At 73.3% G+C, this 22946-nt stretch carries 23 protein-coding genes; 7 read left to right on the forward strand and 16 right to left on the reverse strand.

From position 1 onward, the window contains the following. The first annotated feature begins 83 nt into the window (after positions 1-83). The 4 genes from VKK44_RS20640 to VKK44_RS20655 all read left to right on the forward strand — a co-directional run bounded on the left by VKK44_RS20640 (position 84) and on the right by VKK44_RS20655 (position 3378). Entirely contained in the window at positions 84-830 is a 747-nt protein-coding gene (locus tag VKK44_RS20640; protein ID WP_343442814.1) for an amino acid ABC transporter ATP-binding protein, read from the forward strand. Between the two features lie 52 nt (positions 831-882). Beyond that, positions 883-1749 carry a glutamate ABC transporter substrate-binding protein gene (locus tag VKK44_RS20645; protein ID WP_343442815.1) on the forward strand — a complete coding sequence of 289 codons (867 nt, stop codon included), beginning with the start codon at positions 883-885 and terminating at the stop codon, positions 1747-1749. 79 nt (positions 1750-1828) lie between these two features. Then, positions 1829-2503 carry an amino acid ABC transporter permease gene (locus VKK44_RS20650; RefSeq protein ID WP_343442816.1) on the forward strand — a complete coding sequence of 225 codons (675 nt, stop codon included), beginning with the start codon at positions 1829-1831 and terminating at the stop codon, positions 2501-2503. Then, a complete protein-coding gene (locus tag VKK44_RS20655; protein WP_343442817.1) occupies positions 2503-3378 on the forward strand; it encodes an amino acid ABC transporter permease in 876 nt (291 codons plus the stop codon). The genes VKK44_RS20650 and VKK44_RS20655 overlap by 1 nt, the downstream gene beginning before the upstream one ends. A 75-nt stretch (positions 3379-3453) precedes the next feature. Here the strand turns inward: VKK44_RS20655 and rny are convergent, their stop codons facing one another. The 7 genes from rny to VKK44_RS20690 all read right to left on the reverse strand — a co-directional run bounded on the left by rny (position 3454) and on the right by VKK44_RS20690 (position 11251). Continuing rightward, positions 3454-5220 (reverse strand): ribonuclease Y, encoded by a 1767-nt coding sequence (gene rny, locus VKK44_RS20660; protein ID WP_343442818.1) that lies wholly within the window; start codon positions 5218-5220, stop codon positions 3454-3456. Between the two features lie 632 nt (positions 5221-5852). After that, positions 5853-6566 (reverse strand): 3-keto-5-aminohexanoate cleavage protein, encoded by a 714-nt coding sequence (locus tag VKK44_RS20665; protein ID WP_343442820.1) that lies wholly within the window; start codon positions 6564-6566, stop codon positions 5853-5855. 71 nt (positions 6567-6637) lie between these two features. After that, a complete protein-coding gene (locus tag VKK44_RS20670) occupies positions 6638-7330 on the reverse strand; it encodes a regulatory protein RecX (protein ID WP_343442822.1) in 693 nt (230 codons plus the stop codon). Positions 7331-7340: 10 nt separating this feature from the next. After that, positions 7341-8390, reverse strand: a complete 1050-nt coding sequence (gene recA / locus VKK44_RS20675; protein WP_107159085.1) for a recombinase RecA — start codon at positions 8388-8390, stop codon at positions 7341-7343. 185 nt (positions 8391-8575) lie between these two features. Beyond that, positions 8576-8776 carry a DUF3046 domain-containing protein gene (locus VKK44_RS20680; protein WP_018785963.1) on the reverse strand — a complete coding sequence of 67 codons (201 nt, stop codon included), beginning with the start codon at positions 8774-8776 and terminating at the stop codon, positions 8576-8578. Positions 8777-8780: 4 nt separating this feature from the next. Then, on the reverse strand, positions 8781-10103 hold the full coding sequence (locus tag VKK44_RS20685) for an MFS transporter (protein WP_343447835.1): 1323 nt from the start codon (positions 10101-10103) through the stop codon (positions 8781-8783). Between the two features lie 5 nt (positions 10104-10108). Beyond that, entirely contained in the window at positions 10109-11251 is a 1143-nt protein-coding gene (locus VKK44_RS20690; RefSeq protein ID WP_343442823.1) for an acyl-CoA dehydrogenase family protein, read from the reverse strand. A gap of 140 nt (positions 11252-11391) precedes the next feature. On the opposite strand from VKK44_RS20690, the gene VKK44_RS20695 reads away from it, so the two are divergent. Next, a complete protein-coding gene (locus VKK44_RS20695) occupies positions 11392-12045 on the forward strand; it encodes a 4a-hydroxytetrahydrobiopterin dehydratase (RefSeq protein WP_343442824.1) in 654 nt (217 codons plus the stop codon). Positions 12046-12344: 299 nt separating this feature from the next. On the opposite strand, the gene VKK44_RS20700 is transcribed toward VKK44_RS20695, so the two are convergent. Next, the gene (locus VKK44_RS20700) at positions 12345-13043 is read right to left on the reverse strand and encodes a UdgX family uracil-DNA binding protein (protein WP_343442825.1); all 699 of its coding nucleotides are present in this window, start codon (positions 13041-13043) and stop codon (positions 12345-12347) included. An 84-nt stretch (positions 13044-13127) separates the two neighbouring features. Beyond that, a complete protein-coding gene (locus tag VKK44_RS20705) occupies positions 13128-14465 on the reverse strand; it encodes an aminotransferase class I/II-fold pyridoxal phosphate-dependent enzyme (protein WP_343442826.1) in 1338 nt (445 codons plus the stop codon). Between the two features lie 37 nt (positions 14466-14502). On the opposite strand from VKK44_RS20705, the gene VKK44_RS20710 reads away from it, so the two are divergent. Next, positions 14503-15750 carry a bifunctional pyridoxamine 5'-phosphate oxidase family protein/GNAT family N-acetyltransferase gene (locus tag VKK44_RS20710; RefSeq protein WP_343442827.1) on the forward strand — a complete coding sequence of 416 codons (1248 nt, stop codon included), beginning with the start codon at positions 14503-14505 and terminating at the stop codon, positions 15748-15750. Continuing rightward, entirely contained in the window at positions 15747-16403 is a 657-nt protein-coding gene (gene leuE / locus VKK44_RS20715; protein ID WP_343442828.1) for a leucine efflux protein LeuE, read from the forward strand. Before VKK44_RS20710 ends, leuE begins: the two co-directional genes overlap by 4 nt. 14 nt (positions 16404-16417) lie before the next feature. Here the strand turns inward: leuE and VKK44_RS20720 are convergent, their stop codons facing one another. The 7 genes from VKK44_RS20720 to VKK44_RS20750 form a co-directional block, all read right to left on the reverse strand. Further along, positions 16418-17347 (reverse strand): sporulation protein, encoded by a 930-nt coding sequence (locus tag VKK44_RS20720; RefSeq protein WP_343447836.1) that lies wholly within the window; start codon positions 17345-17347, stop codon positions 16418-16420. A 165-nt stretch (positions 17348-17512) separates the two neighbouring features. Then, positions 17513-18577, reverse strand: a complete 1065-nt coding sequence (locus VKK44_RS20725; RefSeq protein WP_343442829.1) for a hemolysin family protein — start codon at positions 18575-18577, stop codon at positions 17513-17515. Further along, positions 18574-19929 carry a hemolysin family protein gene (locus VKK44_RS20730; RefSeq protein ID WP_343442830.1) on the reverse strand — a complete coding sequence of 452 codons (1356 nt, stop codon included), beginning with the start codon at positions 19927-19929 and terminating at the stop codon, positions 18574-18576. Before VKK44_RS20730 ends, VKK44_RS20725 begins: the two co-directional genes overlap by 4 nt. Positions 19930-20094: 165 nt before the next feature. Then, a complete protein-coding gene (gene mnhG / locus VKK44_RS20735; RefSeq protein WP_343442831.1) occupies positions 20095-20424 on the reverse strand; it encodes a monovalent cation/H(+) antiporter subunit G in 330 nt (109 codons plus the stop codon). Positions 20425-20544: 120 nt separating this feature from the next. Beyond that, a complete protein-coding gene (locus tag VKK44_RS20740) occupies positions 20545-20808 on the reverse strand; it encodes a monovalent cation/H+ antiporter complex subunit F (RefSeq protein ID WP_343442832.1) in 264 nt (87 codons plus the stop codon). Next, positions 20805-21422 (reverse strand): Na+/H+ antiporter subunit E, encoded by a 618-nt coding sequence (locus tag VKK44_RS20745; RefSeq protein ID WP_343442834.1) that lies wholly within the window; start codon positions 21420-21422, stop codon positions 20805-20807. Before VKK44_RS20745 ends, VKK44_RS20740 begins: the two co-directional genes overlap by 4 nt. After that, a complete protein-coding gene (locus VKK44_RS20750; protein ID WP_343442835.1) occupies positions 21419-22924 on the reverse strand; it encodes a Na+/H+ antiporter subunit D in 1506 nt (501 codons plus the stop codon). The genes VKK44_RS20745 and VKK44_RS20750 overlap by 4 nt, the downstream gene beginning before the upstream one ends. Positions 22925-22946 lie beyond the last annotated feature (22 nt).

The following is a 22946-nucleotide window of genomic DNA, read 5'->3' on the forward strand; positions in this document are numbered from 1 at the left end:
CCACGTCACCCCGCCTACAGTTGCCCAACCGGGGGTCGACCGACCCTCTGTTCCGGCACGGACGACAGGGACGGTGGACGATCGTGACGACGGGCGACCCGCTGATCGTGCTCGACGGGGTCAACAAGTGGTTCGGGCCGCTGCACGTGCTCGACGACGTGTCCCTCTCCGTCGGCCGGGGCGAGGTGGTCGTGGTGATCGGCCCGTCCGGCTCCGGCAAGTCGACGCTGTGCCGCGCCATCAACCGGCTGGAGCCGATCGACGACGGCACCATCACGTTCGACGGGCAGCCGCTGCCGGCCGAGGGCAAGCCCCTGGCCAAGCTGCGCAGCGAGGTCGGCATGGTGTTCCAGTCGTTCAACCTCTTCGCGCACAAGAGCATCCTGGAGAACGTCACGCTCGGGCCGGTCAAGGTCCGCAAGGAGAAGCCGGCCGCCGCCCGCGAGCGCGGCCTGGCGCTGCTCGACCGCGTCGGCATCGCCAACCAGGCGGACAAGTACCCGGCCCAGCTCTCCGGCGGTCAGCAGCAGCGGGCGGCGATCGCCCGCGCGCTGGCCATGCAGCCCAAGGCCATGCTCTTCGACGAGCCGACCAGCGCGCTCGACCCGGAGATGGTCGGCGAGGTGCTCGACGTGATGACCTCGCTGGCGCGCGACGGCATGACCATGGTGGTGGTCACGCACGAGATGGGCTTCGCCCGGCACGCGGCCAACCGGGTCATCTTCATGGCCGACGGCAAGTTGGTCGAGGACGCGCCGCCGAGCGAGTTCTTCGCGAACCCGCGCAGCGAGCGGGCCAAGGACTTCCTCTCCAAGATCCTCACGCACTGAGCGTCCCGTAGTGGAGTCGTCCCCGGCGGCTCCGTCGAAGAAGGAGATGAGTATGCGTATGAAGCGCGTGGCGGCGGTAGCCGCGGCGGCGACCTTGGCGCTCGGCATGAGCGCCTGCGGCGGCGACGGGGACAGCGGTTCCGGCAGCGGCGGGGCCAAGGGCGTCATCGGCAAGGCCCAGAGCCAGAAGAAGCTGGTCATCGGCGTGAAGGCCGACCAGCCGGGCCTCGGCATCCAGACCGGCAGCCAGTACGAGGGCTTCGACATCGAGATCGCCAAGATCGTGGCCAAGGGCCTCGGCGTGGACGCGAACAACATCGAGTGGAAGACCACCGTCTCGGCCAACCGCGAGCCCTTCATCCAGCAGGGCACCGTCGACCTGGTGGTGGCCACCTACACCATCAACGACGAGCGCAAGCAGAAGATCAACTTCGCCGGGCCGTACTTCATCGCCGGCCAGGACCTGCTGGTCAAGGCCGACTCCACGATCACCGGCCCCGAGGGTCTGGACGGCAAGAAGGTCTGCTCGGCGCAGGGCTCCACCCCGGCCAAGCGGATCCAGACCGACTACCCGAAGGCCAAGCTCCAGCAGTTCGACGCGTACTCCAAGTGCATCACCGCGCTTGAGGGCGGCCAGGTCGACGCGGTGACCACCGACGACATCATCCTCGCCGGCTACGCCGCGCAGTCCCAGTACGCCGGCAAGTTCAAGGTCGTCGGCAAGACCTTCTCCACCGAGCCCTACGGCATCGGCCTGAAGAAGGACGACAAGGACGGCTGCGAGAAGATCAACGAGATCCTCAAGACCGCCGCCTCCGACGGCACGTACAAGGCCGCCTGGGACGCCACCCTGGGCAAGAGCGGCAAGGCCGCACCCGAACTGGACACCACGAAGCTGACCAACTGCGGCAGCGTCTGACCTGTTCCAGGGCCGGCACCCCGCGGGGTGCCGGCCCTGGGCTGTCACGACGCCGACGACGTGCCCCGGGAGTCGACGCATGCACGTATTCGCTGATCCGACCAACCTCGACGCGTACCTGTCGGGTTTTCTCTGGATCCTCAAGCTGACCGGCGCGTCGGCGGTGCTCGCGCTGGTGCTCGGTGTGCTCCTCGCCGCCTTCCGAGTCTCCCCCGTGCCGGTGCTGCGGGGCTTCGGCGCGGCCTGGGTCAACATCTTCCGCAACACACCGCTGACGCTGATCATCTTCTTCTGCTACTTCGGCCTCTACTCGACGCTGGGCGTGGGCCTCTCCGACGACCTGGACCTGAACAACTTCTGGCTCGGGGTCGTCGGCCTGTCGGTCTACACCGCCGCGTTCGTCTGCGAGGCGGTCCGGTCCGGCGTCAACACCGTCCCGGCCGGCCAGGCGGAGGCCGCCCGCGCGATCGGCCTGACCTTCTTCCAGACCCTGCGGATCGTGATCCTGCCGCAGGCCGGGCGGGCCGTGGTCGCCCCGCTGGGCAGCGTGCTCATCGCGCTGTGCAAGAACGCCACGATCGTCGGCACCATCGGCCTGATCGAGGCGTCCAGCGTGATGAAGCAGCTCATCAACGACAACGGCGACGCCGTGATCCCGATCTTCCTGGTGTTCGCCGGCACCTTCGCCGCGATCCTCGTCCCCACCGGCTACTTCTTCGGCTGGTTGGCCAACCGACTGGCGGTGAAGCGCTGATGAGCACCAGCTCCGTCCTCTACGACCACCCCGGGCCCCGGGCCCGCGTCCGCAACCTGGTGCTCAGCGTCGTCTTCGGCGTCGGCCTGGCCGCGCTGCTGTGGTGGGTCTACGCCAAGTTCGACCAGGCCGGGCAGTGGGAGGGCAACCTCTGGAAGCCCTTCACCGAGGCGTCCACCTGGACCCAGTTCATCTGGCCCGGTCTGCGGCAGACCCTGCTCGCCGCCGCCACCGGCATGGTGCTGTCGCTGGCCTTCGGCGTCCTGTTCGCGGTCGGCCGGCTCTCCGACCACTGGTGGGTCCGGGTTCCGGCCGGCGCGGTCGTGGAGTTCTTCCGCGCCGTCCCGCTGCTCATCATGATCTTCTTCATCTTCTACGGTGTGCCGTTCCTGATCCAGGCCCCGGTGTCGGCCTTCTGGGCCGTGGTCGTCGGCCTCACGCTCTACAACGGTTCGGTGCTCGCCGAGGCGTTCCGCGCCGGCATCCGCTCCATCCCGGCCGGCCAGGCCGAGGCGGCCTACGCCGTCGGCATGCGCAAGAGCCAGGTGATGCAGTTGATCCTGGTGCCGCAGGCGGCCCGGGCCATGCTGCCCGTCATCGTCAGCCAACTCGTGGTGCTGCTCAAGGACACCGCGCTCGGCTACATCGTGGCCTTCCCCGAGCTGCTCCAGCGGGGCGTCAACGACCTGTCCGCGAACCGCGGGAACGTCGTCGCCGCGGCGATCGTGGTGGGTGTCATCTACATCGCCATCAACTCGATGTTGACCACCTTCGCGAACTGGTTGGACCGGCGTACCCGGCGACGCGGATTCCGGGTCCCGAAGCAGGCCGCGGCACCGCGGGACGACACCACGGTGGCCGAGCCGCAGGGCTGACGGCGGCGGTGTCCACCGGCACCGGAAACAGCGTGGGGATGGCGGCCGGCACCGGCCACCATCCCCACACGTCCGTCAGCGGGCGATCTCGGTGACCCGGGACTCGCGCACCACTGTCACCCGGATCTGCCCCGGATAGGTCAGCTCCTCCTCGATCTGCTTGGCCACGTCGCGGGCCAGCACCGCCGCGCCGATGTCGTCCACGTCGTCCGGCTTGACCATCACCCGGATCTCCCGGCCCGCCTGCATGGCGAAGACCTTCTCCACGCCGAGCTTGCCGGCCGCGATCTCCTCGATCCGCTCCAGCCGCTTGACGTACGCCTCCAGGCTCTCCCGCCGGGCCCCGGGCCGCCCGCCCGAGCAGGCGTCCGACGCCTGGGTGAGCACCGCCTCGATGGTCTGCGGCGGCACCTCGTTGTGGTGCGCCTCGATGGCGTGCACCACGTCCTCCGCCTCGCCGTACTTGCGGGCCAGGTCCGCGCCGATGATGGCGTGGCTGCCCTCCACCTCGTGGGTGAGCGCCTTGCCGATGTCGTGCAGGAACGCGCAGCGCTTGATGGTCGGCACGTCCAGGCGCAGCTCGGCGGCCATGGTGCCGGCGATGTGCGCGGTCTCCACCAGGTGCTTGAGCACGTTCTGCCCGTACGACGTCCGGTAACGCAGCCGGCCCAGCAGGGTGACCAGCTCCGGGTGGATCTCGGTGATGCCCACCTCGACCAGGGCGTCCTCGGCGGCCCGGTGGCACAGCTCCTCCACCTCGTGGCGGGCCAGGTCGTAGACCTCCTCGATCCGGTGCGGATGGATCCGCCCGTCCAGCACCAGCTTCTCCAGCGTCAGCCGGCCGACCTCCCGGCGGACCGGGTCGAAGCAGGAGAGCAGCACCGCCTCGGGCGTGTCGTCGATGATCAGGTTGACGCCGGTGACCGACTCGAAGGCGCGGATGTTGCGCCCCTCCCGGCCGATGATCCGACCCTTCATCTCGTCGCCGGGCAGGTGCAGCACGCTCACCACGCTCTCCGCGGTCTGCTCGCTGGCCACCCGCTGGATGGCGTCCACCACGATGTGCCGGGCGCGCTGCTCGGCGGTGCCCCGCGCGTCCGACTCGATCTCCCGGACCAGCAGCGCGGCCTCCCGCTTGGCCTGCCCCTCGATCGACTCGACCAGCTCGGCCCGCGCCGCGTCAGCGGTCAGCCCGGCCACCCGCTCCAACTCGCGGCGGCGCTGCTCCTCCACCTCGGTCAGCGCCCGCTCGCGCTCGGTCAGCGCGGCCTCCCGGGCGGCGAGCGCGGCGTTGGCGGCGGTGAGTTGCCGCTCCCGCTCGGCGAGCCGCTCCACCTCCTCGGTGTGCAGCCGCTCCCGCTCGTCCATCCGGGCCGCCCGCCGCTCCACCTCGGCGGCCTGTTCGCGGGTGGTGGCGGCGAGCACCGCGACCTCCCGCTCGCCGCTGCGCCGCGCGGTGGTGCGCAGTTGCTCGGCGTCCGCCTCGGCCTGCTTGTGCGCCCGCTCCAGCACGGTGTCGGCCTCGGCGCGGGCGTCGTCGAGCACCCGTCGCGCCTCCGCGCGGGCGGCCTTCGCCTCGGCCTTGGCGGCGGCGGCCTCGGCGCGGGCCGCGGAGGCGGCCGACTTCGCCACATCGATGGTGCTGTTGACCTCGTCGGCGGCGGTGCGCAACGCGGCCAGAGACTGTTCCTGCCGGTCCTTCTCCGCGATGAAGGCCGGGTCCTCCGGCGGCGGGGCCAGGCTGAGCCGCTGGATCGTCCGCACGCCGAACAGCACGGCGCCGACCACCACCACGACCAGCAGCAGCACCACCACGAGGAGGACGACGTCGAAACCGCTCATCGCGCCGCTCCGCACCGGTGTGCTCCCGCGCCGACGCGCGTCGTCCGACCGGTCCGGTTCGCGTCGACCGGTCGTGGGCCGTCCGCCCGCGTCGTCCGGTGACCCGGTCGGAGCCCGTCGGTCGGCCCGGATGGTCCACCCGGCGAGGAGCGGCCGGGACCGTGTGGCAGACCGCCGGTGAACCTGTGCCGCCGCGCCATGGCCGCCTCCCCTGAACGTCGGCGCCGCAGGACACGCGCCGACCGGCACGCGCCTGCGACTCTGGACGCCCGACCGGAGCGGCTGGCTGTGGGCAGCTTTCCGTCGGCGGCGCCCTCCAGGGGCACCGCCAGCGGCCGGTTGCAGTTGTCGGACGCTCCGGACCGGGTCCGGAGCTGCCGTCAAGGGCCGGTGAAGCTGGCCAAAGTGATGCTGTTCTGTTACGCGATCTATGTTGTGCGCTTAGCCTGCGCTGGTCGGGCAAAGTGAGCCTGTATGGCGAGGCTAGGTCGCGAGGGCCCGTTCGGTCAAGGAGTCATGATCAAACCACCCGGACGGAGAGAAGTTAGGCCGTCACGGAGCGCTGAGAATATGCCGGACAGGGCTGGACAAACCTCGCCGCCCGTCATCCTACCGTGACCTTTACCGCCTGCTCACACCCCGTCCCCCGGGGCACGGCTGCGGGCGGCGGCGACCAGGGCGGTGTTGTCCGGCGCGACGGTGCCGTCCGGGAGCAGCAGCGTGTCCTCCAGGCCGATGCGGGTGTGCAGGCGCCGGCGGACCGCCTCGGCGAACACCGGCCAGGTGGCGGGACCCTCGCCGTGCAGCAGCACCGGCGGGCACCCGGCGGGCAGCGCGTCGAGGATCGCCACCGCGTCGGCGAGCGCCGCCTCCGCCGGTTCGGCCATGCACTCGACGAGGACCCGACCGGTCGGTGCCGACCAGCGACGCCAGGCGTCGACCGCCGCCACCGTCCAGAGGCCGGCCTCGACCATCACGCCGCGCTCGTGCAGGGCCGCCGCGACCGCCGCCGCGCCCGGTTCGTGGGCGTTGACCGAGGCGAAGTCGGGCAGCACCGACCAGGCGCGCACGGCGGCCACCCGTTCGGCCGGGTCGGGCACGATCCAGGCGCCGGTGCTGACCCCGACCGGCAGGCCGGGGCAGGCGGCCCGGACGGCGTCGACCGCCGCGGCGATCACCGCCGGGTCGAGGGACTCGACGCCGCTGTCGTCGCGCGGGTGCACATGCACCGCGGCCACCCCGGCAGCCGCGCAGCGGGCGGCGTCGGCGGCCAACTCGGCCGGGGTGAGCGGTACGGCGGGATGCTCGTCCCGTCGCCGCCCACCGTTCAGGCATGCCTTCAGCACCGGTGTGCACCCCTTCCCCACGAGCCCGCGACGCCGCCGGGCCGGAACCCGTCGCATGCCGGCCCGGACGCTCAGTCGTGCCGGCGGGCGTCGAGGTCGTGCTCCGCGTCGGCCAGGGCGTCGGCGTCGATGTGCTCGGCGAACTCCGCCGCCTCGGCGCTCTGCGCGGCCAACGCGTCCTTCACCGCACGGATCGCCACGCCGGCCGGGTAGCCCTTGCGCGCCAGCATGCCGACCAGCCGCCGGAACACCGCATCGGGCTCGCCGCGGGTGGTGCGCAGCTTCCGGTCCACCAGGGCCCGGGCGGTCTCCGCCTCGGCCTCCTCGTCGATCCCGTCCAGCGCCACGCCGGCCAGCTCATCGTCGACGCCCTTCCGGCGCAGTTCGTTGGCGAGCGCCCGGCGGGCCAGCCCACGGCCGGTGTGCCGGCTGCTCACCCAGGCCTGGGCGAACGCCGCATCGTCGACGATGCCGACCTCGTCGTAGCGGTCGAGGACCTGCTCGGCGATCTCCTCGGAGATGCCGCGCCGGGCGAGCACGCCCGCCAGCTCGGCCCGGGTGCGCGGTCGGGTGGCGAGCTGCCGCAGGCAGATCTCCCGGGCCCGCTCGGCCTCGTCGCGCGGCGGAGCCGGAGCCTCCCCCGGATCGGGCTCCGCCGCGCGACCACGGCGGCCACGGCGGGGCTGGGGCGCGCCGGTGGCGTCACCCGTACGGGGTGGGCCGGCATCCCAGCCCCGCCCCGTACGGGCGCGTCGTCCTGCCACGGTCAGCGGATCAGAAGTCGACCGGCGGCAACTCCGGGCCGCCGGCGGCGTCGCCCGCACCACCGGTGCCGACGCCGAGCTTCTCCAGGATCTTCTTCTCGATCTCGGCCGCCACGTCCGGGTTCTCGCGAAGGAACTCGCGGGCCTTCTCCTTGCCCTGGCCGAGCTGGTCACCGTCGTAGGTGTACCAGGCGCCGGACTTGCGGATGATCGCCTGCTCCACGCCGACGTCGATCAGGGAGCCCTCACGGGAGATGCCCTTGCCGTACATGATGTCGAACTCGGCCTGCTTGAACGGCGCGGCCACCTTGTTCTTCACGACCTTGACCCGGGTGCGGTTGCCGACCACGTCGGTGCCGTCCTTGAGGCTCTCGATGCGGCGCACGTCGAGCCGGACCGAGGCGTAGAACTTCAGCGCCCGACCACCGGTGGTGGTCTCCGGGCTGCCGAACATCACGCCGATCTTCTCGCGGAGCTGGTTGATGAAGATCGCGGTGGTGCCGGTGTTGTTGAGGATGCCGGTGATCTTCCGGAGCGCCTGGCTCATCAACCGGGCCTGGAGGCCGACGTGGCTGTCGCCCATCTCGCCCTCGATCTCGGCGCGCGGCACCAGGGCCGCCACCGAGTCGATCACGATGATGTCGATCGCGCCGGAGCGGACCAGCATGTCGGTGATCTCCAGCGCCTGCTCACCGGTGTCCGGCTGGGAGACCAGCAGGGCGTCGGTGTCGACGCCGAGCGCCTTCGCGTACTCCGGGTCGAGCGCGTGCTCGGCGTCGATGAACGCGGCGATGCCGCCGGCCCGCTGGGCGTTGGCCACCGCGTGCAGGGCGACCGTGGTCTTGCCGCTGGACTCCGGACCGTAGATCTCGACGACCCGGCCGCGGGGCAGACCGCCCACGCCGAGCGCCACGTCAAGCGCGATGGAACTGGTGGGGATGACCGCCGTCTGCACGACGGGCCGCTCCCCCAGCCGCATCACCGAACCCTTGCCGAACTGCTTGTCGATCTGAGCGAGAGCAAGGTCTAGCGCCTTCTCCCGGTCAGGACCTGCCGCCATCGTTGCCACCCCTGCCTTCGCCGGCGTCTTTCCTGAGCTTCGCGTCACGCGGGACACGCTAGGCGCTGGGTCCGACAGAAAACCAGCCGACGGGCCGTGAGCTGTGGACGAGCACCCCGCTGTGGACAATAGCCGAACAGGTGTACGACTGGACAAGCGACACGCGGAACCAACGAAAAGGCTGCTCAGCGTAGTCGTGCGGGCACGCGGTCGGGATACGCGGCGACCACCGCGCGCCACACCACGTGCGTTTCCTCACCGGCCGCGAGCGCCTGCTCGACGGTCCGCCCGCCGAGCTGCGACAGCACCTGGTCGCTGGCGATGCTCGCCGCGTAGCCCGGCCCGAACGCCTCCTCCAGACGCGTCCAGAAGTCGGTAAGCCGCACGTGTTCAGTCCTCCTCGTCGTGTCCGTCCGTGCCGGAACCGGCGTCCGCCGCCGGACGCCGCAACGCCAGTGCCACCAGCGGCACCACCGCGATCGCCGCCAGCAGGGTGAGCGTCGGGTACCCCACGGCCCGCAGGACGAACCCGCTCACCGCCGCCGCACCCGCCCCGGCCAGCCCCATCAGCAGGTCGGACAGGCCCTGCACACCGGGCCGGTCGGCGGCGGGCACCGACTCCGACAGCAGCGTCGAGCCCGCCACCATGGTGCCCGACCAGCCCAGCCCGAGCAGCGCCAGCCCCACCGAGAGCGGCGGGGTGTGGTGCCCGGCGGTGCCGGCCACCGCGCACGCGGCCAGCAGCAGCGCCACGCCGCCGAGGATCACCGGCCGACGGCCCAGCCGGTCGGTCAGCCAGCCCACCACCGGCGAGAGCGCGTACATGCCGGCGATGTGCAGGCTGAGCACGATGCCGACCACCCGCAGCACGTCCGCGTCGGAGTGCCACTCGCCGAGATGCACCGGTGTCATCGACATCACCGCGACCATCACCAGGTGCCCCACCGCGACCGCGGCGATGCCGAGGCGGGCGGCCGGCCGCCGGCGTACCGTCCGCCACGCGGAGACCATGCCGCCGCGGCGGGTGACCGTCCGGGCGGGGCCGGCGTGGGCGGCCGGTTCGGCCGCCGCCAGCCGGCGCGCGGTGCGCAGCGGGTCCGGGCGGAGCAACGCGAAGAGGACGGCGGCGGCCAGCGTGAACGCGACGGCGCTGAAGACGAACGGCCCGGCCAGCGTCGGCACGCCCCAGCCCCGGGTGGCGTCGTCGGCGAACGCGGCGAGGTTCGGCGCGGTCACCGAGCCGATGGTGGTGGCCCAGACCACCAGCGAGAGCTGCCGGCCCCGACGCTCCGGCTCGGCCAGGTCCACCGCCGTGTAACGCGCCTGGAGGTTGGCCGCCGTGCCGCCGCCGAACAGCAGCATGCCGACGAAGAGCAGCGGCACCAGCCGGGTCACGGCGGCGGCCACCACAAGCGCGCCGCCGGTCGCGCCGACCAGGTAGGCCAGGACCAGGCCGGGTCGCCGCCCGCGCGCCGCCATCAGCCGGGTCACCGGTACGGCGAGCAGCGCCGCGCCGACCACCCCGGCGCTCTGCGCCAGCCCGGCCAGGGCGGTGCCGGCGATCCGGGCGGCGAGCAGCGCGCCGACCGAGATGCCGATGGCCACGCCGAGGCCGCCGACGATCTGGGTGAGGAAGAGCAGCCGGAGGGTACGTCGCTGGATGGCGGCGACGTCGGGCCGGGTCGGGACCGGCGCGGTCAGGTCGGTGGCCATGGCGTTCACAGGCCGAGTCCCCGGCCGATGATCTCCTTCATGATCTCGGTGGTGCCGCCGTAGATGGTCTGCACGCGGCTGTCCAGCCACGCCTTCGCCACCGGGTACTCCGCCATGAAGCCGTACCCGCCGTGCAGTTGCACGCACCGGTCGGCGACCCGGGTCTGCAACTCGGTGGTCCACCACTTCGCCTTCGCCGCGTCGGTCACCGAGAGCCGGCCCGCGTCGTGTTCGGCGACGCAGTGGTTCACGAACGTCCGCGCGATGGTGACCTCGGTGTCCAGTTCGGCGAGGAGGAACCGGTTGTGCTGGAACGTGCCGATCGGGCGGCCGAACGCCTCCCGCGAGCGGGCGTACTCCAGCGTGAGCGCGAGCAGCTTCTCGCAGGCCGCCACCGCGGCGACCGCGATGCTCAGCCGCTCCCGGGGCAGGTTGGCCATCAGGTGGTAGAAGCCCTGGTTCTCGGCGCCGATCAGGTTCTCCGCCGGCACCCGGCAGTCGTCGAAGAACAGCTCGGCGGTGTCGTTGGCCTTCAGCCCGACCTTGGCCAGCCGGCGCCCCCGACCGAAGCCCGGCGTGTCACGCTCCACCACCACCAGGCTCACCCCGTGCGCGCCCTGCTCCGGCGCGGTCTTGACCACCACCACCACGAGGTCGGCCAGCTCACCGTTGGTGATGAACGTCTTCTGGCCGTTGAGCACCAGCGAATCACCGTCGCGGACCGCGGTGGTGCGGATGCCGGCCAGGTCGCTGCCCGCGCCCGGCTCGCTCATCGCGATCGCGGTGACCAGGTCACCCGAGCAGAAGCCCGGCAGCCAGCGCTCGCGCTGCTCGACGGTGGTCAGCTCGGTCAGGTACGGCGCCACCACGTCGTTGTGCAGGCCGAAGCCCAGACCGGTGCAGCCGGCCGCGATGATCTCCTCGTCGAGCACCGCGTTGAACCGGAAGTCGCGCTGCCCGCCGCCGCCGTACGCCGGGTCCACGTCGGGGCCGAGCAGCCCGGCCGCGCCCGCGGCCCGCCACACCGCGCGGTCGACGACGCCCTCGGCCTCCCACCGCTCGTGGTGCGGCACCGCCTCCCGGGCGAGGAACCGACGGCACAGGTCCCGGAACTCGTCGTGCACGGGCTGGTAGAGATGCTGCTCCATGGCGGCCAGTCTGGCACCGCTCACCCGCCCTCAACAGGGGCGAGCCGCACCCGCAGCCGGCGCTCCCGGCACCCGCGGACTCCCCGGATCATTCGGTGTGGAGGGTGGCGGGTCGGCGGGACGCGCGTCAGGATGACCCGATGGCCACGCTGACCGGAGCACAGATCGCCGACGCCGGGCTGGACGGGTGGACGTACCTGCTGGGCGCGTTGCACACACGCATCCGTACCCCCGACTTCGCGGCCGGCCTGGCGCTGGTGGCCGCGGTCGGCGCGGCGGCCGAGCGGATGGACCATCATCCCGACCTGGACCTGCGCTACACCTTCGTGGACGTGCGGCTGTGGTCGCACGACGTCGGTGGTGTCACCGGCCGGGACCTGCGGCTGGCCCGGACCATCTCGGCACTCGCCGCCGACGCCGGCCTGTCCCCGTCGCCGGCCGGGGTGTCCCGCCTGGAGTTCGCGCTGGACAGCCCGGAGCACGCCGCCGTCACGCCGTTCTGGCGGGCGGTCCTCGCGTGGGAACGACCGGACGGCGCGGACGACGCCGCCGACGAGGTACGCGACCCGGCCGGCGCGCTGCCCACGATCTGGTTCCAGGCGTCCGGCCGCGAGGAGCCCCGACAGCGCTGGCACCCGGACGTGTGGGTCGACCCGGCCGCTGTCGCGTCGCGCATCGAGGCGGCGCTCGCGGCCGGCGGCACGCTGGTCAGCGACGCGGAGGCGCCGCACTTCTGGGTGCTCGCCGACCCGGACGGCAACCGGGTCTGCCTCTGCACCTGGCAGGGACGCTGAGAAACCGGCATGACGCCGGCGCCGGCGAGGTCGACCACGTGGTCCGCCACGATCACCGAACCGGCGGCTCGGCCCGCCGCGGCCCGGTCACGGTTCGGCTGACCCGGCTTCCGAGCCGGACGGCCTCGGGCGCTCGCGCGTGCGGCGTGTCGGGGCGGGACAACGGGATCACCTGAAGCGATATACCTCTGCGTCATAATTATGACTCACGGGTATATCGCACACCTGTCGATGTGTCTCCCCGGACGCTCGGCCCCTCGGGCAGCGCGCCAACCCGGCAGTGTCCTCCCGCGACCGGCTCAGCGCAGCACGCCGGCCGCCACCTTGAGGTCGGCGACCAGGCCCTCGTACGCGATGTCCTGGTTGTCGGCGCGCAGCACGGCGGACGGGTGGATGGTGGCGAGCAGCCGGGTGTCCGGCGCGTCGGCGACGGCGCCGGCCCGGTCCACCGGCACCCGTGCGAAGTCCTCCGGGTGCTGGGCGGCGGCCGGCCAGGGCAGCAGTTCGCCGCGTTGCCGCGTCACCCGGAACGTCGGGCCGAGCAGCGCCTTGGCGGCGGTGGCGCCGAGCACCACCACGATCTCCGGGCGCAGCCGGGCGAACTCGGCGACCAGCCAGGGCCGGCAGGCGGTGATGTGCACCCGGTCCGGAGTCTGGTGGATGCGCCGCTTGCCGCGCAGCTCGAAGCGGAAGTGCTTCACCGCGTTGGTCAGGTAGATCTGGCCGGGATCGAGGCCGGCGTCGTCCACGGCCCTGCGCAGCAGCCGGCCGGCCGGGCCGACGAACGGCAGGCCCTGCTGGTCCTCCACGTCCCCCGGCTGCTCGCCGACGAACACCAGCCGGGCGCTCTCGTCGCCGCGGCCGAAGACCGTCTGCGACGCGTCCCGGTACAGCTCGCAGCCGCGGCAGCCGGCCGCCGCGGCGCGCAACTCGTCGATGGTGTCCGCCGCCGGCGGGATGAACTCCTGCGCGCCGGGCGCCCCCTCGGTCTCCACCATGCGCACTGTTCTACCCCGTCCGCCGCCCGCCACGCGACACCTCCCCGGCGCGTGTTGGGCGGGGGCCCGGCCTATACCGGAGCGTCAATAGAGGGCCCCGCCTTTCATCGGCTGGGTGGCGCGGGCCAGCGCGTCGGCGAGTGCCGGCAGGTCGGTCTCGTCGAGCGTGCTGACCGTGATCCGGACGGCGGGCGCGGCGGCGATCCGGTAGAGGCCACCGGGCGCCACCGACCAGCCGGCGTCGCGCAGCCCGGTGACCGCGACCGTCTCGTCCGGCACCGGCACCCAGACGTTGATCCCGGTGCGCCCGTGCGCGGCCAGCCCGCGCGCGGCGAGCGCGGCGACCAGCCCGTCCCGCCGCCGGTCGTAGCCGTCCGCCGCGCGCCGCACCAGCTCCGCGGTGGCCGGATCGCGCCAGAGCGACAGGACCAGGCGTTGCAGCACGGTGGAGACCCAGCCGGCGCCGACCTGCGCGCGGCCGGCCACCCGGGCCACCGTGGCCTCGTCGCCGGCCAGCACGGCGAGCCGCAGGTCGGGCCCGTAGGGCTTGCTCACCGACCGGACGAAGGCCCACGCCGGGGTCGCCCCGGCGAGCGGGTGCAGGGGTACGCGGGCCAGCTCGGCGGCGTGGTCGTCCTCGATCAGCAGCAGGTCAGCCCGGCCGGCGAGCAGCGTGCGCAGCGCCGTGGCCCGGTCGGCGGACACGGCCGCGCCGGTCGGGTTCTGGGCCCGGCTGGTCACCACCAGCGCCCGGACCCCGGCGGTCAGCGCGGCCCGCACCCCGGCCACGGTCGGGCCCTCGTCGTCCACCGGCACCCCGACGGTACGCAGCCCGAGCGCGGCGACCAGGTCGAGCAGGTTGGCCCACCCCGGGTCCTCCACCGCGACCGCGTCGCCGGGGCGCAGGTGGGCGGCGAGCAGCCGCTCGATGCCGTCCAGCGCGCCGCCGGTCACGGTCAGCTCGTCGGCGGGCACCCCGTCGGCGGCGAACCGCTCCCGGGCGGCGGCGGCCAGTTCGGGCCGGACGGCGGCCTCCGCGTACCCGGTGGGGGCGCCGAATCCGGCGGCGAGCGCGGCCAGGTGCGGCCCGAGCGGCGGCAGCAGCCGACGGTCGGGGTGGCCGCCGGCGAGGTCGCGGGCGTCGGGGCGCGGTGGCGGCAGCAGCGCCGCGCGGCGGGCGGCCACCGGCGGGCGGGACCGGACCCGGGTGCCGTGCCGGCCGGCGGTGACGACCAGGCCGCGCTGCCGCAGGTCCTGGTACGCCCGGGCGACGGTGGCCGGGCTGACGCCGAGCTCCCCGGCGAGCGCCCGGACCGCGGGCAGCATGTCGCCCGGGGCGAGCGCGCCGGTGCGGACGGCGGCCTCCACGCTCGCCGAAATGGCCGCCGACGTGGCACCGCTGATCTGATAACGTGCTGACACAGTTCGGAGATTGTACTAGAACAAAGCGGGAGATCGCATGTACCCCCGGACCGAACGCACCACCGCCGCCCGCACCCGCGACCGGATGCTCTACGACCGGGCCACCGCCCACGCGCTGCTCGACGAGGCCTACCACTGCGCGCTGGCGTTCACCGTGGACGGCGAGCCACGCGTCCTGCCGACCCTGCACGTCCGCGTCGACGAGACGCTCTACCTGCACGGCTCCACCGGCAGCCGGCCGCTGCTGGCCGCCCGGGGCGCGGACGGGCTGCCGGTCAGCGTCGCGGTCACCCACCTCGACGGGCTGGTCTACGCCCGCTCCCAGTTCCACCACAGCGCCAACTACCGGTCCGTGGTCGTGCACGGCACCGCCCGGCTGGTCACCGACGAGCGGGAGAAGGCCGCCGTGCTGACCGCGCTGGTGGAGAAGGTGGCCACCGGCCGGTCCACCGAGAGCCGGCCGCCGAACCGGCGCGAGCTGGCCGAGACCGCGGTGCTGGCGCTGCCGCTGCGGGAGGTGTCGGTGCGGACGCGCACCGGCGGCGTCAACGACGAGCCCGCCGACGCGGACCTGCCGCACTGGGCCGGGGTGCTGCCGCTGCGACTGACGCCGGGGCGGCCCGAACCGGACGTCGGCGTCACCGCGCCGGTGCCGGCGTACCTGCGGCCGGCGCACTCGCCCTGGCTGGAGCCGGTGGTGCTGCGCGGCGAGCACGTCGTGTTGGAACCGCTGGACCTCGCACACGCCGAGGAGCTGCACGCCGCGCTCGACGACGAGGAGGTCTGGCGGCACGTCGGCAGTCCACGCCCCACCGACGTGGCCGGGACCGCCGAGCTGATCCGCACCGCCCTGGACGCCGGGTTCCGTGGCGTCCGGACGCCGTGGGTGCAGCGCTGCGCGGCCACCGGGGCGATCGTCGGCACCACCTCCTACTACCAGCCCGACGCCGACCTGCGGACCGTGGAGATCGGCTACACCCAGCTCGGCCGGCCGTGGTGGCGCACCGGGATCAACACCGAGGCGAAACTGCTGCTGCTCACCCGCGCCTTCGAGGAGTTGGACGCGGTGCGGGTCACCTGGCAGACCAGCACGCTCAACGAGCGGTCCCAGCGGGCCATCGAGCGGCTCGGCGCGGTGCGGGAGGGCACGCTGCGATCCAACCGGCGCCGGGCCGACGGCACCTGGCGGCAGTCCGCGCTCTACTCGATGATCGCCGAGGAGTGGCCGAACGCACAGCTCAGGCTGCGGAAACGACTTCAGTCGGCGGCACCCGCCGGTTCATGATGTCCGGCATGCTGGGGATCACCGACATCGGAACGTACGTGCTGGGCACCGTGGCGATCGTGCTGCTGCCCGGGCCGAACTCGCTCTTCGTGCTCGCCACCGCCGCCCGGCGCGGGGTGGCCACCGGTTACCGGGCCGCCGCCGGGGTGTTCGTCGGCGACGCCGCGCTGATGGTCCTCTCCGCCGCCGGGGTGGCCTCGCTGCTCCGGGCGTACCCGCCACTCTTCCTCGTGATCAAGTACGCCGGCGCGGCGTACCTCGGATGGTTGGGGCTGGCCATGCTGCGCGGCGCGTGGCGGCGCTGGCGTGACCGCAACGACCCGGCCACGCCGCGCCTGATCGACGAGGTGGAGCCGGCCCGCGACCCGTTCCGGCGGGCGCTGACGGTCAGCCTGCTCAACCCGAAGGCGATCCTCTTCTTCGTCTCGTTCTTCATCCAGTTCGTCGACCCCGGGTACGCCTGGCCGGCGCTGTCGTTCCTGCTGCTCGGGCTGATCGCACAGGTCACCAGCGCGCTCTACCTGACCGCGTTGATCTTCACCGGCACGTTCCTGGCCGCCCAGTTCCAGCACCGTCGGCGGCTCGCCGCGACCGGCACCACCGCGATCGCGATGCTGTTCCTCGGCTTCAGTCTCAAGCTCGCCGCCGGCTGAGGCGTGGGTGGCGCTCAGGTGCCGTCGCCGCCGCCACCACCGCCACCGACGCCCGCGCCGCCGGCCGTGCCGCCGAGGCCGTAGCCGGGCGCGACCGGCTGGTCGGGATGGCGGCTGACGTGCGCCGACTCCCGGATCGTGGCCGACCAGTCGGCGTGCGCGGCGGCTGCGGCGTGCCGCTCGATGGCGTGCCGCAGCCAGCCGTCCACGGTGCTCACCCAGTCCCGCCGGTCCGCCCCGGCGTGCCAGACCCGGAACCGGCTGATGCTCTGGTGCGTCACCCCGGCGAGGGAGAGCCGCCGGTCCAGCCAGAACAGCACCTCCATGCCGGCCGGGTTGGTCAGCATGATCACTTCCAGCTCGGTCATCGGACCGGCGTAGAGCGGGGCGGCCCAGAAGCCGAGCCGCTGCTGGAACGGCAGCGTCTGCTCCACCCCGGGCAACCGGCCCTGCTGGAGCCCCGCCTGCCGCATCGCGAAGCCGAGCGTGTCCAACGCGGCGAGCAGGTGCTGCTGGGTGGGCAGCGGGTGGATCAGGACCGGCACCATCTCGCCCTGGTCGAGGGCCGGGTCGACGGACACCTCGGTCCGCAGCCCGGTGCGCAGCGTCATCAACGGCACCCCGCCGAACACCGTCACCGGCGTCTCCCAGGGCAGCGGCACGGCGAAGTCGACCGCCCGCCGCCGCCCGGCCGGCACCACGAACCGGCCCGCGATCGACCACCTGTGGTACTGCACGAGCCGGCGCGGTGACCCCGGGTCCTCCGGCTCGACCTGCGCGACCAGCCCCAGCCGGAGGTGCCGGACCGGAACGTCGTCCCGCCCGGCGGCCAGCGTCACCCGCCCCGGCAGGCGCAGGCCCGGCCGGGTGCTCGGATTGGTCAACGTGGTGCTCACCGAGAGCCCGGTCCAGAAGGACTCCCGGGACACCCCGGTCAGCCGCATGCCCCCGGCATTCCCGTTCCCCACCCGCCCATGCCGCCCGCGCCCACCCCTCACCCCCACCCGTTCTCCCCGCCGCAGATGCACGGAAAGTGGGCCTGTTCACGCTCGAACAGGCCCACTTTCCGGGAAACAGGGCGCGCAGGAAGGGGGTGGGGGTGCGGAGGGTCAGCGGAGGCGGCGGCCCCTCGGCACCGGGTCGGTCTCGTCGTCGAACTCGCCGATGACCTCCTCCAGGAGGTCCTCCAGCGCGACGAAGCCGATCGGCCGGGTCGGGCCGCCACCGTTGCGGACCAGCGCGAGCTGGGCCTGCCGGCCCCGCATCGCCGCCACCGCCTCGGACACCGACGACTCGGCCGGCAGCGTGAACGCGTTCGTCATCAGCTCCCCGGCGGTCGCCGCCCGGCCGGTGGTCACCGCGCGCACCGCCTCCCGGACGTGGACCAGGCCGCAGACCTCGCCACCGCTGTCGACCACGGCGAGGCGGGACCGGCCGCTGTCCCGGGACACGTGCTCGATCCGTTCGGCGGTGTCGTCCCGGCGGACCGTGACGATCTTGTCGAACGGCTCCATCACCTGCGCCACCGTGGTGCCCTGCAACTCCAGCATGCTGGTCAGCAACTGGTGCTGCTCGGCGCCGAGCAGCCCGTGCTCCCGGGACTGCTCCAGCAGGATGCGCAGCTCGTCCGGGCCGTGCACCTGGGCGAGCTGGTCCTGCTGCTGCACGCCGACCAGCCGCAGCATCGCGTTGGCCAGCCCGTTCAGCAGCGACAGCACCGGGCGGGCGATCCGGGCGAACGCCCGGAACGGCAGCGCCAGCAGCATCGCCGAGCGCTCCGCGTCGGTGATCGCCCACGACTTCGGCGCCATCTCGCCGACCACCAGGTGCAGGAACGTCACCAGGCCCAGCGCGAACACCAGCGCCACCACGTGGCTCGCCGCGTCGGGCAGACCGACCGCGTGCAGCAACGGACTGAGCAGATGCTCGATGGCCGGCTCGGCCAACGCGCCGAGGCCCAGCGTGCACAGCGTGATGCCGAGCTGCGCGCCGGCCAGCATCAGGCTCAGCTCCCGGACGCCGTCCAGCGCCGCCCGGGCCGCCCGGCCGCCGCCGGCCGCCGACTGCTCCAGCCGGTACCGCTTGGCGGCGACCAGCGCGAACTCGGCCGCCACGAAGAATCCGTTGAGCGCCAGCAGCACCACGGAGAAGAGAAGCGCGAAACCGGGGCTCATGCCGCACCCTCCCCGCGCACGCCGGCGGTCGTCCGGAGCCGGACCGAGTCGGCCACGTGCCGGTCCACGGCCAGCACCTCCACCAGCACCCGGTGCCCGGTCGACGGCTCGTCGCCGTCACCGGCGGACGCGATCTCCAGCCGGTCACCCACCTCGGGCACCCGACCCAGCTCCCGCATCACCAGACCGGAGAGCGTGTCGTACTCCGGCGCCTCGGGCAGTTCGATGCCGGTGCTGTCGGCGACCTCGTCGATCCGCCAGCGGGCCGGCACCACCCAGGAGCCGTCCTCCTGCCGGGCCGGCGCGCGGTCCGGCGGGTCGTCCTCGTCGCGGATCGGCCCGACCAGTTCCTCGGCGAGATCCTCCAGCGTGATCACGCCGGCGAATCCGCCGTACTCGTCGACCACGCAGGCGAGCTGCCGGTGCCCGGACCGGAGCCGGTCCAGCACCGTCGGCAGCGGCAGCGTCTCCGGCACCAGCAACGGGGGTACGGCCACCGCGTCGATCCGGGTACGCGCCCGCTCGGCCGGCGGCACGCCCAGCACGTCGGCGATGCCGACCACCCCGATCAGGTCGTCGACGCCCTCGGCGCCGCGCACCGGGAACCGGGAGTGGCCGGTGTCGAGCATCTCGACGATCCGGCTGACCGGCTCGTCGGCGCGGACGGTGTGCACGTCGACCCGGGGCACCATGGCCTCGCCGGCGGTCAGCCCCCGGAAGTCGAGCCCCCGGTCGAGCAGGTCGGACATCTCCGCGTCGAGGTGCCCCTCCTCGCGGGACTCGGCGATGATCTGTTCCAGGTCGGCCGGGGTGGCGCCGCTGGGCAGCTCCTCGATCGGCTCGATGCCGACCCGGCGGAGCAGCCGCACGGCCGCCCGGTCGAAGAGCGTGATCAGCGGACCGGCGATCCGCAGGTAGATCAGGGTGGACCGGGACAGCGCCCGGGCCAGCGGCACGGCCCGGGCGATGGCCAGGTTCTTCGGGGCCAGCTCGCCCAGGACCATCTGCACGACGGTGGCGATGACCAGGGCCAGCACCACCGACAGCGGCAGCGACACCGCGCCGGACACCCCGGCCACGCCGAGCAGGTCGGCCAGGCCGGCGCCCAGGTACGGCTCGGCGACGTAACCGACGAGCAGGGCGGTCACGGTGATGCCGAGCTGGGCGCCGGAGAGCATGAAGGAGAGCCGCCCGGTCACCTCCAGGGCGCGGGCGGCGGCGCGGTCGCCACCGTCGGCGAGTTGCTTGAGCTTGCCGCGGTCCACGGCGACGTAACCGAACTCCTGCGCCACGAAGTATCCGGTGGCGGCGGTGAGCACGGTGATGAGAAGGAGACCGACGAGGATCAGCACGGGAGGTTCAGGGCTCCCGGGGTCGTCGGGGAGGGAAGATGCCGGGTACGACCCGGCCGGCTACTGCTGCCCTCCGGGGCAGGAGAGTCGATCATGCGGCCCATTTTATCGGTGCCCGCTGGGTGCTCGCTGAAGGTGCCGAAAAGCCTCCCCCACGTCCGGTTCTCAGCGTCCGGCCAGCTCGTCGACGTCGAGCAGCGACCGGTCGATCCGCCCGGAGCGGTAGGCGGCCCGCCCGATCATCTGCGCGGCGACCGGCGCGGTGGAGAGCTGGAAGATCGCCACCAGCGCCAGCATCCCGAGGTCCGAGCCGGTACGCAGGCGCAGCGCCAGCCCGCCCAGCAACAGCAGCACGCCGAGCACCTGCGGCTTCGTGGCGGCGTGCATCCGGTCCAGCGTGTCCGGGAAGCGCACCAGCCCGATGCCGGCGACCAGGCTCAGCAGCGCGCCGCCCAGCAGCAGGAACCCCCCGGCCCAGTCCGCCACCGCGCTCACGCTGAACCGCCTTCCGTTCGCGACTGCGGGGCTCGCAACCCCGGCTCACTCCTCGCGCTCACGCTGAACCGCCCTCCGTTCGCGACTGCGGGGCTCGCAACCCCGGCTCACTCCTCGCGCTCACGCTTCGGCCCGGACGGCGAAGCGGACCAGGGAGACCGAGCCCACGAAACCGAGCAGCGAGAGCACCACCAGCACGGGCAGCGTGGCGGCGTGCCGGGTCACCGCCGCCTCCGCCCCCACCGCGCCGAGCATGGCGGCGAGCAGCAGGTCGGCGCCGACGATGCGGTCGAGCAGGGACGGGCCGCGGTAGATCCGGGCCAGGGCGAGCAGCGCGGTGGCCGAGAGCAGCACGGTCAGCGCGACGGCGAGCAGGACGGTCACGGGTGGTTCCTCCGTTCGACGGGTCCGGGATCGAGCCGGCGTACCTCGCGGGAGGAGCCGACGGCGCGGACGATGCGCCGCTCGACGGCGAGCACGCGCTCGCGGCTGTCGGTCAGGTCCGCCGGGCCGCGCACGTCGAGCACGTGCACGTAGAGCACACCGCGCGTGCGGTCGATGTCGAGGATCAGGGTGCCCGGCACCAGCGAGATCACCTCGGCGGTGAGCGCCAGGTTGAGGTCGGTGCGGACCCGCAGCGGCACCGCGATGATCGCGCCGCGCGGCCGGTAGCCGGGGCGCAACGCGACGGCGGCGACGTGCACGCTGGCGCTGACCAGCTCCGCGACGAACGTGGCGGCGAGCACCAGCAGCGGCCCCGGGCGCAGCCGCCCGCCGAAGGTGACCGGCGGCAGCGGGAAGAAGAACAGCACCGCCGCGCCGATCACCAGGCCGGTGAGCAGGTTGCCCCAGGACACGTCGCCCCAGAGCAGCAGCCAGGCGGCGACCAGCCAGCCGAGCGCCACGGCCTGGTCGCGTCGCCGCCCGCCGCGACCCGCCGTCGGCGGATCGCCGGCCGGCGGCGCGTCGCCCCGGCCCGGGGGCGGGTCGACGGTCACGGCATGTCCCGCGGCAGCACGGCCCGCACGTACGGGGTGCGTTGGCGCAGGTCGGCGGCGGCGTCCGAGGTGACCTGGAACAGCGGCCCGGCCACCAGCGTGAGCAGCACGCCGAGCGCGACCAGCGCGGCGGTCGCGCCGACCATCAGGCCGGGCAGCCGAGCGACGGGCGTGGTGGTGGCCAGCCGCGGCGCCCGCCAGAACGCGATGTTCCACACCCGGGACGCCACGTAGAGCGTGAGCAGGCTGGTCAGCGTGCCGGCGCCGACCAGCACGGCGGGCAGCGCGCCGCCGGCCGCCACGCCGGCCTGGAGCAGACCGAGCTTGCCGAGGAAGCCGGAGAACGGCGGGATGCCGGCCAGGTTCATCGCCGGGACGAAGAAGAGCACCGCGACCACCGGGGTGACCCGGGCCAGCCCGCCCAGCCGGCGCAGGTCGGTGCTGCCGGCGCGCTCCTCGACCAGGCCGGCGACCAGGAAGAGCGTGGTCTGGACGGTGATGTGGTGCACCACGTAGAAGATCGACCCGGACAGGCCGGCGACGCTGCTCAGCGCCACCCCGAAGATCATGTAGCCGATGTGGCTGACCAGCGTGAAGGAGAAGAGCCGCTTCATGTCCGACTGGGCCACCGCGCCGAGGATGCCCACCACCATGGTCAGGCCGGCCACCACCATCAGCAGGCCGGAGACGCGACCGCCCGGGAAGAGCAGCGTCTCGGTGCGGATGATCGCGTACACGCCGACCTTGGTCAGCAGGCCGGCGAAGACGGCGGTGACCGGCGCGGGCGCGGTCGGGTAGCTGTCCGGCAGCCAGGCCGACACCGGGAAGACCGCCGCCTTGATACCGAACGCCAGCAGCAGCGTGAGCTCCAGGGTCAGGCGTACGCCGGCCGGCACCGCGTCCAGCCGGCCGGCGAGCTGCGCCATGTTCAGGGTGCCGGTGGCCGCGTACACCAGCCCCACGGCGGACAGGAAGAGCAGCGACGACAGGATGCTGACCACCACGTACGTCGATCCGGTACGCAGCCGCGCCTCGGTGCCGCCCAGCGTGATCAGCACGAAGCTCGCGGCCAACAGGATCTCGAAACCGACGAACAGGTTGAACAGGTCCCCGGCCAGGAAGGCGTTCGTCACGCCGGCGGTGAGCACCAGGTAGGTGGGGTGGTAGATGCTCACCGGCGCGGTCTCGCCGGTCTCCGCCCGGCCCTGGCCGATCGAGTAGAGCAGCACGCAGAGCGTGACCGCCGAGGAGACCACCACCATCAGCGCCGCCAACTGGTCGGCGACCAGCACGATGCCGACCGGCGCCGGCCAGCCGCCGACCCGCACCACCACCGGCCCGTACCGGTACGCCCGGACCAGCAGCACCACCGCGACCAGCAGCACACCGGCCAGGCAGAACACGCTGATCGAGCGCTGCAACCGGGGCCGCCCGGTCAGCATCAGGGTCAGCGCCGCGCCGAGCAACGGCACCACCACCGGCAGCGGCACCACCCCGCTCACGGCGCCACCTTCCTTCGCGACC

The organism is Micromonospora sp. DSM 45708, from assembly GCF_039566955.1.
GTDB lineage: Bacteria > Actinomycetota > Actinomycetes > Mycobacteriales > Micromonosporaceae > Micromonospora.